Annotated in this window: 12 protein-coding genes; 2 read left to right on the plus strand and 10 right to left on the minus strand. The window is 63.6% G+C overall.

Annotated features, from left to right (window positions below):
- Positions 1 to 63 precede the first annotated feature (63 nt).
- Entirely contained in the window at positions 64 to 1,026 is a 963-nt protein-coding gene (locus ABVQ20_RS21565; protein WP_354461493.1) for a sugar-binding protein, read from the minus strand.
- A gap of 559 nt (positions 1,027 to 1,585) precedes the next feature.
- Here ABVQ20_RS21565 and ABVQ20_RS21570 point away from each other — a divergent pair.
- Positions 1,586 to 2,710: a LacI family DNA-binding transcriptional regulator gene (locus tag ABVQ20_RS21570; protein WP_354461494.1), complete on the plus strand. Its 1,125-nt coding sequence runs from the start codon at positions 1,586 to 1,588 to the stop codon at positions 2,708 to 2,710.
- A gap of 44 nt (positions 2,711 to 2,754) precedes the next feature.
- On the opposite strand, the gene ABVQ20_RS21575 is transcribed toward ABVQ20_RS21570, so the two are convergent.
- From ABVQ20_RS21575 to ABVQ20_RS21595, 5 genes are read right to left on the minus strand one after another with little or no spacing between them, the layout of a single operon-like run.
- Entirely contained in the window at positions 2,755 to 3,642 is an 888-nt protein-coding gene (locus ABVQ20_RS21575; protein ID WP_354461495.1) for an ABC transporter permease, read from the minus strand.
- Positions 3,639 to 4,598 carry an ABC transporter permease gene (locus ABVQ20_RS21580; RefSeq protein ID WP_354462244.1) on the minus strand — a complete coding sequence of 320 codons (960 nt, stop codon included), beginning with the start codon at positions 4,596 to 4,598 and terminating at the stop codon, positions 3,639 to 3,641. Before ABVQ20_RS21580 ends, ABVQ20_RS21575 begins: the two co-directional genes overlap by 4 nt.
- A gap of 14 nt (positions 4,599 to 4,612) precedes the next feature.
- Positions 4,613 to 6,262 (minus strand): ABC transporter substrate-binding protein, encoded by a 1,650-nt coding sequence (locus tag ABVQ20_RS21585; protein WP_354461496.1) that lies wholly within the window; start codon positions 6,260 to 6,262, stop codon positions 4,613 to 4,615.
- 43 nt (positions 6,263 to 6,305) lie between these two features.
- A complete protein-coding gene (locus ABVQ20_RS21590; RefSeq protein ID WP_354461497.1) occupies positions 6,306 to 7,079 on the minus strand; it encodes a DUF427 domain-containing protein in 774 nt (257 codons plus the stop codon).
- Between the two features lie 10 nt (positions 7,080 to 7,089).
- Positions 7,090 to 8,448 carry an LLM class flavin-dependent oxidoreductase gene (locus ABVQ20_RS21595; protein WP_354461498.1) on the minus strand — a complete coding sequence of 453 codons (1,359 nt, stop codon included), beginning with the start codon at positions 8,446 to 8,448 and terminating at the stop codon, positions 7,090 to 7,092.
- Positions 8,449 to 8,640: 192 nt separating this feature from the next.
- Here ABVQ20_RS21595 and ABVQ20_RS21600 point away from each other — a divergent pair, with 192 nt between their 5' ends.
- Positions 8,641 to 10,467 carry a dipeptide ABC transporter ATP-binding protein gene (locus tag ABVQ20_RS21600; RefSeq protein WP_354461499.1) on the plus strand — a complete coding sequence of 609 codons (1,827 nt, stop codon included), beginning with the start codon at positions 8,641 to 8,643 and terminating at the stop codon, positions 10,465 to 10,467.
- Between the two features lie 40 nt (positions 10,468 to 10,507).
- Here ABVQ20_RS21600 and fghA read toward each other — a convergent pair whose 3' ends face one another.
- The 4 genes from fghA to hglS all read right to left on the minus strand — a co-directional run bounded on the left by fghA (position 10,508) and on the right by hglS (position 15,896).
- The gene (fghA, locus tag ABVQ20_RS21605; RefSeq protein WP_354461500.1) at positions 10,508 to 11,344 is read right to left on the minus strand and encodes an S-formylglutathione hydrolase; all 837 of its coding nucleotides are present in this window, start codon (positions 11,342 to 11,344) and stop codon (positions 10,508 to 10,510) included.
- Positions 11,345 to 11,528: 184 nt separating this feature from the next.
- Positions 11,529 to 13,043 (minus strand): L-piperidine-6-carboxylate dehydrogenase, encoded by a 1,515-nt coding sequence (gene amaB / locus ABVQ20_RS21610; protein WP_354461501.1) that lies wholly within the window; start codon positions 13,041 to 13,043, stop codon positions 11,529 to 11,531.
- Positions 13,044 to 13,074: 31 nt separating this feature from the next.
- Positions 13,075 to 14,496 (minus strand): FAD-binding oxidoreductase, encoded by a 1,422-nt coding sequence (locus tag ABVQ20_RS21615; RefSeq protein ID WP_354461502.1) that lies wholly within the window; start codon positions 14,494 to 14,496, stop codon positions 13,075 to 13,077.
- Between the two features lie 2 nt (positions 14,497 to 14,498).
- Positions 14,499 to 15,896 (minus strand): 2-oxoadipate dioxygenase/decarboxylase HglS, encoded by a 1,398-nt coding sequence (gene hglS, locus ABVQ20_RS21620; protein ID WP_354461503.1) that lies wholly within the window; start codon positions 15,894 to 15,896, stop codon positions 14,499 to 14,501.
- Between the last annotated feature and the right edge of the window lie 23 nt (positions 15,897 to 15,919).

The raw sequence follows: 15,919 nt of genomic DNA on the forward strand, positions 1-15,919 counted from the left end.
CGGGTTCGTCAATGCGAGCAGCCGGCTCAAGGCGACCTTGAGCCGGCTGAACTGTTTGTGGTCTCAGTTTCCAGCCATCGCCTTCAGATTGGCGGCATAGGCGTCGACGTCATCCTTGCCGATGATCTTGGTGGGGATGATGATGAGGTTGCCGGCCGGGATGCCCGACTTGTCGCCCTTGAGATAGGCGGCCATCAGTTTCATGCCCTGATAGGCCCATTCGAAGGGCTGCTGCACGACGGTTGCCGCAATGGTGCCTTCCTTGACGCCGCCCAGCGTGATCGGATCGTCATCGAAGCCGACGACGGTGATCGAGCCGAGCTTGCCGGCATCACGCAGCGCTTCATAGATGCGCGGCGTGTTGTAGGAGTAGAAGCCGACCATGCAGGTGACGTCGGGGCTGGCGACGAGTGCATCCTCGACATTCTTCTTGGCGCGGGCCTGATCGATGTCGTCGCCGCGAACGTCGACGAGCTCGATCTTGGTGCCGGCAAGACCGTCCTTCATGCCCTGGATGCGCTCCTTGGCGTTGTCGGCGCCGAGCAGGCCGACGAAGCCGAGGCACTTGCCGCCGTTGGGCATTGCCTTCTTGGCGATCTCGGCCGCCTGCTTGCCGGCATCGACATTGGACGAGCCGATATAGGCGACACGCTTGGTCTGCGGGGCGTCGCTGTCGGTGGTGAACAGCGCCGTTTCGGAGGCAATCTTGTTGAGCCCGTCGGTGGAGGTCTTGGGGTCGACGGCCGAGACCATGATGCCCTTGACGCCGGCCGTCACCAGATCGTCCATCAGCCGCTGCTGGATCGCGACCGAGGATTGCTCGGGATATTTGAGCTCCAGAGTATAGCCCGGCAGTTCGCCTTGCGCCTTCTTGACGCCGGCTTCGGCGGCCTTCCAGAAATCGGAAGCGCCATTGACGACGAAGGCCAGTGTCGGCTTGTCGTCGGCGCGCGCGATTGCAGTCGCCGACAGGCCGAGCAGCAGGGCTGCAGCAGCGACCGACGCATTTCGAATGACAGATTTCATGTTCAACCTCCCGTTTGGCATTTCGCCCGTTGGATATTCGCTTGAGCAGAACTCGCCGATGTGGCTTCGACCTCCTCCCGGAAGCCAGTCACGATGTTGACCTTACAGACTCATGCGGCGCTCGTAAATAATCTGATTTGTCTGACATTTGATTGGCAGACACGATGCCATGTCGGCTATCCTCCACCGGAAATGGGCTTCATGCCTGCCTGCTCGTCGCATCCAGATCGACCCGAAGCGGACTTGACGATTTGACATTATAGGGCTTCCGGGTATCAGTAAATAGTTATTAGTTTTGACCGGAGGGATCATCAAACAAACGGTCAGGCTGAACGACGTCAGGCGTCGGCCCGACCGCCGAGGTCAGGCGAAAGCTGAGCATTTGACCAGAAACCGTCCCGCGCCGCAGCTGACGACCCCTAACTCAGGCTGGAATCTCGACCTCTAATGGATGATAATATTTATTATTGTACCTCGCCGAACTATAAGCAATCGGTGTCCGATGGCCTTGCGGTGCCGACGGCGGCTGTCTAGACACTGAGACGGGATGGGGAGTGGCATGAGCGAACCGACGGATCCAGGCGATCCCGACACGTCGAGGCGCCGCAAGGTGCCGGCAAAGCCCAAGGGTCGCGTCACCATGACCGACATCGCCAGGGCCGCCGGCTGTTCGCAGGCAACCGTGTCGTTCGTCCTCAACAACACGCCAGGCATCAGGCTGTCGCAGCAGACCCGCGAACGGGTGATCGAGGCCGCGCGCACGCTCGGCTATTCGCCGCCGGCCTTCTTGGCGCTGCAGAAGCCGCTTCCCGCATTCGACGGACTGGATGGGGTGATCGGCTTCGCCGTCGACCAGCTGGCGACCAGCCCCGAAGCCGTGGTTGCCATAGAAGGGGCGCGGCAGGCCTCATGGAATGCCGGCAATGTGCTGCTGGTGGCGCAGACACTGGGCGATTCCGTCATGGAGCCGCGAGCGATACAGGCGTTGACCAAGCGGGGCATTTCGGCGCTGATCTATATGACCATCTTCACCCGCGAAATATCAGCGCCGGACTATCTTTACGGCCTCGACATCCCGGTCATCCTGCTCAACTGCTACACCGCCGACTATGCCTTCCCCGCCGTGGTGCCCAGCGAGATCGCCGGCGGCCAGAGCTCCACGCGGCATCTGATCAACCATGGCCACCGCCGCATCGGCACCATCACCGGCGAACCCTGGATGCAGGCCGCGCAGGACAGGCTCAAGGGCTATCGCCGCGCGCTGGCAACCGCCGATATTCCCTTCGACCCGGAACTGGTGGTCGAGGGCGACTGGTCGGCCAGTGCCGGCTATGCCGCGACCGTCAAGCTGCTGACCCTCAAGGACCGGCCGACCGCGATCTTCTGCCAGAACGACCGCACCGCGATCGGCTGCTACGAGGCGTTGAAGGAAGCCGGCCTGCACATTCCGCAGGACATTTCCGTCATCGGCTACGATGACGAGGAAATCGCTCGCCATCTGTTCCCGCCGCTGACAACGTCGATCCTGCCGCATATGGCGATGGGACAATGGGCGATCGAGCAGTTGGAAGTCCCGGCACCTCCCGGACGTGGCCGCTACCCGATCACCAAGCTCGAATGCCCGCTGGTGGAGCGGGACTCGGTCAGCACCGTGGCCGGCACGTCCACCAGCTCACATATCTGACACCTGGCTGCGCTGCCCGCCCAACAATAGAGCCGGCCTCGAATTCACCCGTCCTTGCTTTCAAAAGCGCCTATGCCCTGGGCAACGAGGTTGGTTGCCATGACCAGCGAAATGATCGCTCCGGAATTGAAGACGACGATCCACCATTTCCCGCCGGTGAGGAAACCGTAGCCCTCGGCGATGGCCAGTCCCCAATCCGCGGATGGAGGCTGGATGCCGAGGCCGAGAAAGCTCAATGTGGCGATCGAGAAGAACGCATAGCCCAGCCGGGTGACGAGCTCGATGAGGATGGTTTCCCTCACATTGGGCAGGATTTCCAGGAACATGATGCCCAATGGGCCTTCGCCGGCGAGCCGGGCGGCGCTGACATATTCGCGCTCACGCTGCTCGCGTACGGCGGCCCGGACGGTTCTTGCGACGAGCGGCGCATAGGCGATGCCTATCACCAGGATGACCGTGGCGTTGGATGGTCCCAATGCCACCAGCGTCATGGTGACCAGGACGATGAAGGGAAGCGCCATGACCGAGTCCAGCAGCCTGGCACCCACCGCGTCGACGAGACCGCCGAAATAACCGAGCACAAGCCCGATCAGGCTGCCGGCGGTGACGCCGGTCAATGTCGCAAGCGGTGCGACCACGAGGATGTCGCGGGAGCCGACGATGATCCTGGACAACACGTCGCGGCCGAGCTGGTCGGTTCCGAACCAATGCATCGCGTCGGGCGGCGTCAGCATGGCGAGGAAGTCTTCGGCATAGGGATCGAAGGGAACGAAGAGATTGCCGAACAGGGCGCATGCGACCCAGAACAGCAGTAGCAGAGACCCGATCACGACCGACGGCGACAGTCTTTGAAATGCGGCGCGAATCCTGGTGTCAGCCTGCATTGTGAATGTGGCGCCTTGCGGCACGGGAAACCCCACAAGCTCGATCATGGCGACACCCGGCGCCGCTGTCGCGGATCGAGCAACGCCTGCAGGACATCGCCGACAGCCGCCGACAGCACGAAAATCGCCGCCATCACCAGGACGCCCGCTTCAAGCATGGGGAAATCGCGCGCCTTGGCGGCATTCAGGACCAGATTGCCAAGACCCTGGATGCCGAACAGCGCCTCGATCACCACAAGCCCGCCCAGCAGGAATCCGCTCTGGGTCGCCAGCACCGCGATCGTCGGCGTCAGCGCGTTGCGCAGCACGTGCCTGACGACGACCTCGCGGCGGTCGAGCCCCTTCAGGACGGCTGTTCGCGTGTAGTCGGCGGCCATCGCCTCGATCACACCGGCTCGCGTCATCCGCGCTATGTAGCCGGCAAGGTTCAACACGAGGGGAAGTGCCGGCAGTATCAGGTAGTAGCCGTTGGTCCAGAAACCGGCCCCGTCCGGGGCGACGCCATTGATCGGGAACCAGCTCAGCCACAGGCCGAAAACAATCAGAAGCAGCAGGCCGGACACGAAATCCGGCACAATGGCCAAGGAGACGCCCGCCAGCACGATCAGGCGATCGACGAGGCGGCCGGCATTGAGACCGGCAATCACGCCCGCGCCGACACCCAGCGGGACAAGGAAGACCAGGATGACGCCGGCAAGGGCGGCGGACTTCCGCATGCTTTCGAGCACGAACGGCGCGACAGGCGCGCGCATCGCCAGGCTATCCCCGAAATCACCGGCAATCGCCTTGCTGAACCAGTGCCAATACTGGACGAGGACGGGCTGATCCGCCCCCAGCCGCTTGTTCAACTCGGCAACGGCCTGCGCATCCGCGAACGGGCCGAGCATGACGCGGCCGACATCGCCGGGCAGAACCTGCCCGGCCCAGAAGACGAGGATGCTGACCAGCCACAGCGTGAGCAGCAGCGAGCCTGCGCGTGCCGTCAAATGCCGGGCGACCGCCATTGAGCGGGTGGCGCTCACACGAACGACACCCTGTCGAGCAGCAGGTGCGAAATGGCGGTGAAACGCACGCCCTCGACTTTCGTGCTGACGATGCGGCTGTATTGCGAGAAATAGCCGATGATCAGCGGCGTTTCGTCGAGCAGCAGGGTCTGGATCTTGCCGGCGGCAACCCTCTGCGCCTGGAGGTCGCGCGCCTTGCTGTAGTCGAGCAGCAGCGCGTCATAGGCCGGGTTGTTGAAATGCGCCGCGTTCCAGGCTCCCGTGCTCTTCAGCGTGGCATTGAGGAAGATGTCGGGCGTGCCGCGGTGGCCGAAATCGGTGATGCCGAGATTGGAATCCAGCCATGGCGAGCTGCCGAACGTGGCCGAGCCGTAATAGGCATCCTGCGGCAGAACGTTGAGCTTGATGTCGATGCCGGCTTTCTTGGCGAAGTTCTGGATCAGCACCGCGTAGTCGGGAATGTCGTAGGCCCGTTCGGTGGTCAGCGTCACCTGGAAGCCGTTGGGAACGCCCGCCTCTGCAAGCAGGCGCTTGGCTTCAGCAATGTCCTGCTTGCGCTGCGGCACCGACGTGTCGGCCGAGGGGAAGATCGGCGCGAATGGCGTGTCGTTGCCGACGATGGCGCGGCCTTTCAACAGGCCCTTGACCACCGCCTCGCGATCGATGGTGAGCGCCAGCGCGCGGCGGATGCGCTTGTCGGTGAATGGCGCCTGGTCGGTTCTGAGATGCACCTGGTCATGCGAGCTCGCCTGCACGCTGAGGAGCTTGAAATTGGGGTTGCCGTCGATCGACAATTCCAGGCGCGGCGTGCTGGGGATGACGTCGAGCTGGCCGGCTTGCAGCGCCAGCACCTGCGCCTGCTCGTCATCGAAGAACTTGATCTCGACCCGGTCGGGCAGTGCCTTGTCACCCCAATAGTCGGTGTTGCGCACGAAGCTGGCGCCCTGCTTGGGACGGAAGGATTCGAGCTTGAACGGCCCGGTGCCGTTGAAATTCTTCTCGAAATCGCCGGCATAGTCGGCCGGCAGGATGACAGCGTTGTAGACGTCGGAGGAGACATAGAAGGGGAAGTTGCTGTTTGGACCATCGAGATCGAAGGCGACGGTCTCGTCGTCGACGACTTTGGCGCCGCCCTTGGACAGGATGCCCTTGTAGGCCGACAGCGCCGACGAGCCGCTGGCGGGGTCGACAAGCCGCTCGAAGCTCGCAACCACATCCTTGGCGGTAACAGTGCGGCCATCGTGGAATTTCACCCCGGGCCGCAGCTTGAACGTCCAGCGCTTGGCCGTCTCATCGGCTTCCCACGACAAGGCGAGCTTCGGCTCGAGCCCGTCCTTCGGATCGTCGAGGATGAGGTATTCGCCGACCTGGCTGATCACGCCGATGCTGGCCGGATCGGTGACAGAGACAGGATCGATCGCCTTAGTCGGCTGGCCGAGCCCGACGCGGACCGTGCCGCCTGTGGTCGCCGCACGTGCGCCTGATGTGAAGAGCCCCTGCGAGGCGGCAAAGCCGGTCAGACCGAGCAGTGCGCCGTATTTCAGAAGGTCGCGGCGCTTGAGGAAGCCTTGCGCATATTCGTCGACCGCGACATTCCAGATGTCGCCGGTGTGATTGTGCCCGGACTGGTTGCGCAGGAAATCGATGTCGGAACGTTTCGTCATTGTCTGTCTCTCTTGAATTGGAGGATGGGGGAGAAAGCCGCCGTCAGACCGGCTGGCCGTCGAGATGGATGCGGTCGACCGCCTGCGGATAGAAGGCGATCAGTCCCTTGATCTTGGGCATTTCGTCGATCGGGTCGCGGTAGCTCCAGGCGATGTCGGGGCGAACCGAACCGTCCTTCAAAAGACCCGACCAGTAGGAGGCGATGCCCTTGTAGGGACATCGCGTCGTCGAATTCGACGCCGTCAGCCGCTCAAGCCGGATGTCTTCCGCGGGCAGGTAGAAGCGCGTCGGCAGATGGGTCTCGAACAGCAGCACCGGGCGGTGGCTGTCGGCGATGATGTCCCCGTCGAACCAGACCTGCACATGGCTGGAACCTTGCAGCACATCGATGCGCGCATAGGGATCGCGGGCATGGACGAAGACTTCCTCTTCCTCCTCGAACCACTGGTCGACCGATTTCCAGGTGAAGGCGATGCGGCCGGCGAGCGGCGACAGGTTTTCATCCGGCGGCGAGACGAACGACCACGCCGCATTGGCGGCACTTATGTCGCCGGTGTCGATGTCCCAGTAGGCGGTCTCGCCGCCGACCGCGTGCGGCTCGCGATGCAACGAGGGTTTCAGCACAGACGGGTCGACCGATGACGGCGGGAAGAAATAGATCGGCAGGAAATGGTTGGAGCGCAGCACCAGCACATTGCGGCTGTCGGCGATGGTGCGGCCGCCAAATTTCACGCGGATGCGCTTGGGGCTGTGCAGGACGTTGACGAGACGCGGAGCGGTCGCTTCGCGGGGTTGAAGGTTTGGCGCGGCTGTCATGGCTGTTCCCTCAGGATACGGCGCGCGCGTTGGCGCGCTGCTCGGCGAAGCGGTTGGCGGGACGGGCGAGGCCGAAGCGGTCGCGCAAAGTGCCTGGCCCGTATTCGGTCGGGAAGACGCCGCGCCGCTGCAGTTCCGGCACCACCTGCTCGGCAAAGTTCACCCAGTCCTCGGGCAGCAGCGGGAACATCAGGTTGAAGCCGTCGGCCGCACCGGAAACGAACCAGTCCTCCAGCTGGTCGGCGATCTGTTTTGGCGTACCCGCAACCGTCGGCACCGAACCACTGTTGGCCAGCTTGCGGGCTATGTCGCGCAGGCTCAGATTCTGTTGCGACCATTGCTTGACCCGGTTGAGCGAAGTGCGCCCGCCATTGAAGGTGCTTTCGTCCGGCAGCGGCGGCAGCGGCCCGTCCGGCGGATAGGCGGAGAGGTCGATGCCACTCCAGCTCGACAGCAGGTCGATGCCGACCTGGTCAGGGAGCAGCGTCTGCAGGTACTCCTGCTTTTCGCGCCCCTCGGCTTCGGAGGCCGCGACGATGGGCAGGATGCCCGGCAGGATCTTGAAGCTCTCCGGCCGCCGGCCATGGCGGGCCAGTCGCTCGTTGATGTCCTGCCGGTACTTGATGCCGTCTTCCTTGGTGCTGAAGATGGCGAAATGCACGTCCGCCTGGGCGGTGGCGAAATTCTTGCCGTCCTCGGACGATCCGGCCTGGACGATCAGCGGATGGCCCTGCGGTGGCCGCGACACGTTGAGCGGCCCGCGCACCTTGAAGTGCCTGCCCTTGTGGTCGATGGGATGGACCTTGTCGGGGTCGGCGAAATAGCCGGTCGCCTTGTCGATGAGGAGCGCCTCATCCTCCCAGCTGTCCCAAAGCGCCTTGACAATATCGAGGAATTCGCCGGCGCGTTCGTAGCGGAAGGCGTGTTCGATGTTGCCGTCGCGGCCGAAATTGCGGGCTTCCTCGTCCATCGCCGAGGTGACGACGTTCCACGACGCCCTGCCCTTGCTGATATGGTCGAGCGAAGCGAACATGCGCGCGACATTGTAGGGCTCGCTGTAGGAACTCGACGCCGTGCTGATCAGGCCGATATGCCTGGTCACGCCGGCCAGCGCCGACAGCAGCGTCAGCGGTTCGAGGCGGGCATTGGCGTAATGCGCAACGCCGCTCTTTACCGAATCCCAGATGGCGACGTGGTCGGCGACGAAGATCGTATCGATCCTCGCCCGCTCCGCCGTCTGCACCAGCTCACGATAATAGTCGAAGTCGAACACATCCCGCCCCGGCGCGCGCGGATGGCGCCATGACATGCGATGATCGCCCTGCGGGTTGAAGAAGAACGCGCTCAGGATCATGTGGTCTCGAGCCATGCCAGCTTCCTTCCAATCTTGGCTGGAGACCCCGGGCACCGACACAGTCAGCGACCCTTCAATCTCCTGATTGGCAAAAGCTAGATTGCCTTCCGGCTTAATTCGAGTAATTTTATAGAGATTATATTGTAGGAAAGCGGAAGCGATTGCCCTGGATGGCGACGCCGGAAGAAAGTGGTTTCAAGCCCAACAATGTCCTCCTCAATTCTGAACGTAGAGCGCCTCTCCGTCTCCTATGGCGGTCGCAAGGGGTCACATCCGGCCGTCAAGGACGTGTCGCTTCACATAAGGGAGGGCGAAGCGCTCGGGCTGGTCGGCGAGTCGGGATCGGGCAAGAGCTCGGTGGCCATGGCCATACTGCGCTATCTGCCGAAGGGTGCCAGGATCGAGGCTTCGGCGCTCACCTTCCAGGGCCGCGAAATCCGCGATCTTTCGGCCGAGCAACTGCGCCGGTTGCGGGGCGACCATATTGCCGCCGTCTACCAGCATCTGGGAGCGGCACTCAACCCGAGCATGACGATTGGCAGGCAGATCACCGAGACAATCATGCGGCATCGCAAGGTTCGTCACGAGGAAGCGCATGGGCGGGCAGCCGACCTGCTGGGGCGGGTCAGGGTGAGCAATCCCGGCCGAGTCCTGGAGCTTTATCCGCACGAACTGTCCGGTGGCATGCAGCAGCGGGCCAACATCGCCATGGCCATTTCACTCGATCCGTCGCTGCTGGTGCTGGACGAGCCAACGACGGCGCTCGACGCCAGCGTCCAGTCCGAGATCATCGCCGTCCTCGACGATTTGCGCCGGGACCACAGGACAAGCATCCTTCTGATAAGCCACGACATCAACATGATACGCCGCTCCTGCGACCGGGTGGCCGTCATGCAGTCCGGAACGGTGGTCGAGAGCGGCGCGGCAAACGAGGTTTTCGACGACCCCCGCCACGCCTATACGAGGGCGCTCATCGCATCCATTCCTGCGCTCAGCTTCACGAAGCGAGACGGACGATTGGCGGAGGGGACCATCAATGAGGATGGGCTGTCTTCGCACTCTCGGACTCACGAAGCCCAGCGTGATGATTTGCCGGCAAAAGAACGTGATATGGCAATCGCCTGCCGCGCGGTGACCCATTCCTTCGGCAGCCAGGCCGTGCTGCATGGCATCGACCTGGAGATTGGCCAGGGGGAAACCTTCGGGCTGATCGGCGAGTCCGGTTCCGGCAAATCGACGCTGGCAAGGATCATCACCGGCCTGCAGACGCCGAGTGCCGGGTCGGTCGAACTGTTCGGCAACCCGGTCGCGGCGCGTGTGGAAAAGAGAAACCCTGACGAACGGCGCGACGTGCAGATGGTGTTCCAGTCGCCGGATCGCACGCTCAATCCGCGCCACAGGATCGGCAGGATCCTCGGCCGCCCGTTGCGCCGGCTCTCCGGCCTGCGGCGGAGCGCAGTGCGGCAGCGTGTCGGCGACCTGCTGGCGTCGGTTCGCCTCACCGGCACCACCGCCGACCAGAAGCCGCGGTCGCTATCAGGCGGCCAGCGGCAGAGGGCGGCCATCGCGCGCGCCTTCGCCGGCGCACCGAAGGTCGTCGTGCTGGACGAGCCCACCTCGGCACTCGACGTCTCCGTGCAGGCGACGGTCCTCAACCTGCTCAACGACCTGCAGCGGGATAAGAATACGACCTACGTGTTCATCAGCCACGATCTTCGGGTCATCCGTTACATGGCCGACAGGATCGGCGTGCTCTATCGCGGCCGGCTCGTGGAAGTCGGTTCATCCGACCAGATTTTCCTGGGACCGAACCATCCCTACACCAAACTGTTGCTGGCAGCTTCGTCCGATGAAGCCGCGCCGAAGATTTCGGCCCAGACCGAAGTATTGGCCGCCGATGCCCCGCAAGGCGGGTGTTCCTTCGCCGATCGATGCCCGCTGGCTGTCGCCGACTGCAGAACGGCGCAGCCGCCGATCCGGCAGGCCGGTCCAGGTCACCTGATCGCGTGCTGGAGGCAGGTCGAGGAGCTGTGATGAGGCGAACCATATTCGGCGCGCCTCAGCTGTCAAATGCCTATGCGGACAGTCTCTGCGCGTGCCATCTCAGATGGTCGTCCATGAAGGTCGAGATGAAGAAATACGAGTGATCGTATCCGTCCTGCATGCGCAAGGTCAGCGGGATGCCGGCCTTGGCGCAGGCCTCTTCCAGCAACCACGGCCGCAGCCCATCCTTGAGGAAGCCATCAGCCGTGCCCTGGTCGACGAGAAATTCCGGGAAGCGGCGTCCATCCTCGATGAGCGAGGTGGTGTCGTAGGTCCGCCATGATGCCTCATCCCCACCAAGATACTTTTCGAAAGCCGGCTTCGACCAGCCCGCGGTGCTGGGCTGGACGATCGGCGCGAAGGCGGAACAGCTCTTGAACCGCTCGGGATTTTTGAGCGCAATCGTCAACGCACCGTGACCGCCCATCGAGTGGCCGAAGATCGCCTGGCGCGTCATGTCGGCGGGAAACTCCCGTGCGATCAGCGCCGGCAGTTCCTCGGTGACATAGGAGTACATGCGATAATTCTTCGCGTAGGGCTCTTGCGTGGCATCGACATAGAAGCCGGCGCCGCTGCCGAACTGCCAATTGTCCTTCTCGTCGGGAAGATCAGCGCCGCGCGGGCTGGTGTCGGGGCAAACAATGATCAGGCCGAGTTCGGCGGCCATGCGGCGGTACTCGCCCTTGTCCATGACATTGGCATGGGTGCAAGTAAGACCGGACAGATACCAGACGACCGACAACGGACCTTGTGCTGCCTGCGGCGGCACGAAAACCGAGAAGGTCATGTCGCAGGCGCAGACATCGGACGCATGGGAATAGACGCCCTGCACGCCGCCGTGCGACTTCGCCTGGGAAATGGTTTTCATGCGGCTTTCCTCTCATCTCGGACCTGCGGGAAGCGAGCCGGCCACAAGAGAATGACCGGAGCGCGAAGACGATGCTCTAGAACCATCGTTCGCGCCGCTGGTCAACGTTGCAGGGGATCGTGACGGGCTGGCCAGCGCGAAGCCAACGTCAGCCCATCACGGCTGCAAGTCAGGCTCTGCGCCCTCACTCGATGTCGAACGAAACACCCTGGGCGAGCGGCAGGGCCTTGGAGTAGTTCACCGTGTTGGTGGCGCGGCGCATATAGGCCTTCCAGGCGTCCGAACCCGATTCACGACCGCCGCCCGTTTCCTTCTCGCCACCGAACGCACCGCCGATCTCGGCGCCGGACGTGCCGATATTGACATTGGCGATGCCGCAGTCCGATCCATCGACACCAAGGAACCGCTCGGATTCCTGCAGGTCGCGCGTGAAGATCGAGGAGGAAAGACCAGCCCCCACCGCATTGTGCTCGTCGAGCACCGCGTCGAAGTCGGAATACTTCATCACATAGAGGATCGGCGCAAAGGTCTCTTCCGTCACCGGCGATACCTGTTTGGGCATCTCGACCAGGGCCGGATGCACATAATAGGCATCGGGATGGCCGTTCTCGACCCGCGTGCCGCCGGTCACCTTGCCGCCATGGGCGGTGGCTTCGGCGAGCGCCTTCTGCATGGCGTCAAACGCCGCCTTGTCGATCAGCGGGCCGACCAGCGACGTGGTCTCCAGCGGATTGCCGACCGAGACGCTCTGATAGGCCTTCTTCAGGCGCGGCACGAGCTGGTCATAGACGCTGTCATGGACGAACAGGCGCCGCAGCGTGGTGCAGCGCTGTCCCGCGGTGCCCATGGCGCCGAAGGCGATGGCGCGCAATGCCATGTCGAGATCGGCGGAGGGCGCCACGATGCCGGCATTGTTGCCGCCAAGCTCCAGCACCGCACGGGCAAAGCGCTTGGCCAGGCGCGGGCCGACATCCCTGCCCATGCGCGTCGAGCCGGTGGCCGACACCAGCGGCACTTTTGGATGATCGACCAGGATCTCGCCGACGGCACGGTCGCCGATCAGCACTGAAAGCAGGCCTTCTGGCGCGTCAGTGCCAAAACGCTTGACCGCGCGCGCAAAGATGGCCTCGCAGGCGAGTGCGGTGAGCGGCGTCTTCTCCGACGGCTTCCACACCACGGCATCGCCACAGACCAGGGCGAGTGCCGTATTCCACGACCACACAGCGACAGGGAAATTGAAGGCGGAGATGACGCCGACGACACCGAGCGGATGCCAGGTTTCCATCATGCGATGGCCCGGACGTTCGGTGGCGATGGTGAGGCCGTAGAGCTGGCGCGACAGACCAACCGCGAAATCGCAGATGTCGATCATTTCCTGCACTTCGCCCAGACCTTCGGACGGTATCTTGCCGACCTCGATCGACACCAGGCGGCCGAGCTCGGCCTTGTGGGCGCGCAGTTCTTCGCCCAGCAGCCGCACCAGTTCGCCGCGCTTGGGACCAGGCACCAGCCGCCATGTCTGGAACGCCTTGTGGGCGCCATCGATCGCCTTGGCCGCATCGGCCGGCGAGATCGTCTTCAGCGCCGCGATCTTTTCGCCCGTCACCGGGCTCCGCACGATCAGGTCGCCGCCCTTGAGCACATCACTGGCAACACCAAGCTTGCCCAGAAGCTCTGCCGTTTCCTTCGCTATCGTCATGTTTTTTCTTCCTTTTTTCCTGAAATCTGTTCTAACCAAATCGCGCCGCGCCGATAGGCCCCGGCGATGTCTGCTGCTTGAACGCCGACGCCATCGCCTTTAGCTTGTCGCTGGCGTAACGGTCGTAGAAGGGCTGGTTGGTCCGGCCGATAGCATGCTCGGCGCTGAAGCTGCCACCAAACGTCTCGACGGCGACACGAATGACGCGGTCGCGCAGTTCCGAAACGGTTGCAGCACTTGGTGGCTCCGCGTCGCGCGAACCAACAAGAAGATTGAAGTGAAGGCCACCGTCGCCGACATGGCCGAAATCGCAGACCCGCACGGCGGGCATGCTCGCTGCAAGCTCAGTGCGCATATGCTCGCGAAAGCGCATGACGTCGCCGCGCCGGAAGGAGAGGTCGAAGGCGACGAGATGGCCGGCCGCCTTGACGCCCTCGGAAAGGGCGTGCCGCAGTGCCCACATCTCGTGCGGGCGACCGACAAAGGCGTCAGCCAGCGGCTCATCCGGCCGCGACCAGATCTCGCCCAGCACCGCTTCGAGCACGGCGTCGAGCGACTGCTCGCCCTCGCGCGGAGCCCAGGAGCGGGAGATTTCCACCAGGATCACATGGTCCGGTATGGCGCCGCCCGGGAACGGATTGCGCAGCGAAGGCACATGTTCCAGCGCGCAACTGATGGCGGCCTTGGACATGTCCTCGAAGGCCGAGAGGTAAGCGCCAAGCTGCGCCTCCATGTCAGCGAGAATGCCCATGACATGACCATCGCTTTTCGGCACCAGGAAAGCGGTGGCGGTCTGCCGTGGCAGGCGCTCCAGGTTGAAGACGCATTCGGTGATGACGCCGAAGGCGCCGGACGTGCCGATGAAACACTGCTTCCAGTCGACGCCGGTGTTGTTCTTGCGCAGGCCATCGCCGAGATCGAGCACCGTGCCCTGCTCGTCCGCGAGCACGACTTTGAGGCCGAGCGTATTGCGGCGCACGTCGCCGAAGCGCAGGAAACGGGCGCCGCCGGTGTTGGTGGCGACCATGCCGCCGGCACAGGGATCTGCGCCGAGATCGATGGGGAAGAACAGCGAGTGCGGTTCAAGCCGGCCGTTGATCTCCGACAGCCTGAGCCCGGCGCCGACACGCACCGAACGATTGTCGAGATCAAGATCGAACACGCTTCGCAGGCGGTCGAGGCTGAGGACGCCCTGCAGGCCGCTCATATCCGGTGTCGAGCCGGCGACGAGGCCGGTATTGCCGGTTTGCGGGACGAGCGCGATTCCGTGGCGGCAGCAATACGCCAGCAGCGCGGACACGTCCTCCGTCGTCGCCGGCCGCGCCACGAAGGCGGCCAGCCCGCGATCGTGGCGGGCGCCGGTCTGGTAGGCAGCCAAGTCCTCGGGCTGCCTGAGCAAGCCGCCCGCACCGAGCAGGCCGCGTAGTTCGGCGATGTGCGTTTCAAGAACCATGGTCAGTTTGGGCTGCCGGCTGTCTCCAGCCGCGCCAGGCACTGCGCGATCGATGCCTTCTCGATGCCGGCATAATGGTCGAACTCGTTGAGCACCTTGGCGCCAAGCGCCTGCTCGAAGCGCCTCTGGTTGGGGCTGGCGACGAAATCCTGCCCGGCGCCATCGCCAAGATTGGACTGGAAGATACCGGCAGCGCTGACCGGGAGGAAATCCTCGTAGACGATAGGGTCGAAGCGGATGATTCCTGCCGCCACCATCACCTCCAGATCACCGCCATCCGCGGGAATGCGGCCATCGGCACCGGCATGGCGATATGTGAAATAGCCGAGACCGCGCCGCCGGATCTCGTCCCAATCATCCGGAAAGGCCCGGAACGCAACTTGCAGCGCCGCGCGATACTCGTCCGCATTCGAGCCATCCGGCGCAGGGCGCACATGGGTCCGCGCTTCGTTCAGCAAGCGGTCGTAGAGCGCACGACCCTTCGGTGTCAGGGCGATGCCGCGCTGCTCGATCTCGCCGAAACGAGCGGTATGCGAACCCGCCTGGAACGAGCCGTCGGCATCCGGGAAGGAGACGCTTTCCTCGAGCGCCTTGAAGGAGGTCTGGCGCAGCAGGATCGGGCAATTGCGCGCCGGCGGGCCTTCGATCACCGCCTTGGGCGCGATGCCGTGATCGGGCATCAGCCCCTGCACGGCATCGATGTCGAGCGTGCGCGGCGTCAAATGATTGATATGCGGTCCCTTGAAGGAAACGACATCGGCGACGAGCCGGTGCGCATCATGGAACCGGCCGTAGAGCTCACGATCGACGCTCGCTTGCTGGTGCCAGCGGAAGGTGTTCAGCACTTCCGTGATGAAGCGTGTGGCATCCCCTGCATCCAGGCCGCCATCGGCTTCCGCCTTTTCCACCAGCGATACGGCGGCATCGGAGAAGATACCCCGCTTCGCCAGTACCTTCCGAGCCTCCTCGCGCAGCCCTTCGTCCTCGATCAGGTCGAGCCGCAGCAGCGAGGTGAAGACACGGAAAGGGTTTTGCCGCAATGCCGCATCACCGACCGGACGGAAGGCGGTCGAATGGACGGGCACGCCGGCCTCGCTCAGATCATAGTAGCCGACGGGAAACATGCCCATCACGGCAAAAACCCTGCGCATCATGGCAAGCTCGGCATCCGTACCAAGGCGAATGGCGCCATGGCGCTCCTCCGAGACGCGGTCTAGCGTGCCGGTCGCCGCCAAACTGGCGCGCAGGGCCGGCTTTTGCGCGAGCGTGCGGGCATTGACCTCGGCCACCAGCGACAGCAGGGAGCCATAGGCCGGCACCTCGGCGCGGTACATGGCCGACATGGCAGCCGAAAAGGCGGCGCGGATGTCGTCCGACGACATGAACTGGTTGCTGGTCATGGGCGCACTTCTCGCTATGATCA

Source organism: Mesorhizobium shangrilense, from assembly GCF_040537815.1.
Classification (GTDB): domain Bacteria; phylum Pseudomonadota; class Alphaproteobacteria; order Rhizobiales; family Rhizobiaceae; genus Mesorhizobium; species Mesorhizobium shangrilense.

What these genes read in the sequence shown, in the direction of transcription:
- ABVQ20_RS21595 (WP_354461498.1), bottom strand. Translation starts at nt 8,448, where the DNA reads ATGGCTCGAGACCACATGATCCTGAGCGCGTTCTTCTTCAACCCGCAG.
- ABVQ20_RS21570 (WP_354461494.1), top strand. Translation starts at nt 1,586, where the DNA reads ATGAGCGAACCGACGGATCCAGGCGATCCCGACACGTCGAGGCGCCGC.
- fghA (WP_354461500.1), bottom strand. Translation starts at nt 11,344, where the DNA reads ATGAAAACCATTTCCCAGGCGAAGTCGCACGGCGGCGTGCAGGGCGTC.
- ABVQ20_RS21615 (WP_354461502.1), bottom strand. Translation starts at nt 14,496, where the DNA reads ATGGTTCTTGAAACGCACATCGCCGAACTACGCGGCCTGCTCGGTGCG.
- amaB (WP_354461501.1), bottom strand. Translation starts at nt 13,043, where the DNA reads ATGACGATAGCGAAGGAAACGGCAGAGCTTCTGGGCAAGCTTGGTGTT.
- ABVQ20_RS21580 (WP_354462244.1), bottom strand. Translation starts at nt 4,598, where the DNA reads ATGGCGGTCGCCCGGCATTTGACGGCACGCGCAGGCTCGCTGCTGCTC.
- ABVQ20_RS21585 (WP_354461496.1), bottom strand. Translation starts at nt 6,262, where the DNA reads ATGACGAAACGTTCCGACATCGATTTCCTGCGCAACCAGTCCGGGCAC.
- ABVQ20_RS21600 (WP_354461499.1), top strand. Translation starts at nt 8,641, where the DNA reads ATGTCCTCCTCAATTCTGAACGTAGAGCGCCTCTCCGTCTCCTATGGC.
- hglS (WP_354461503.1), bottom strand. Translation starts at nt 15,896, where the DNA reads ATGACCAGCAACCAGTTCATGTCGTCGGACGACATCCGCGCCGCCTTT.
- ABVQ20_RS21575 (WP_354461495.1), bottom strand. Translation starts at nt 3,642, where the DNA reads ATGATCGAGCTTGTGGGGTTTCCCGTGCCGCAAGGCGCCACATTCACA.
- ABVQ20_RS21590 (WP_354461497.1), bottom strand. Translation starts at nt 7,079, where the DNA reads ATGACAGCCGCGCCAAACCTTCAACCCCGCGAAGCGACCGCTCCGCGT.
- ABVQ20_RS21565 (WP_354461493.1), bottom strand. Translation starts at nt 1,026, where the DNA reads ATGAAATCTGTCATTCGAAATGCGTCGGTCGCTGCTGCAGCCCTGCTG.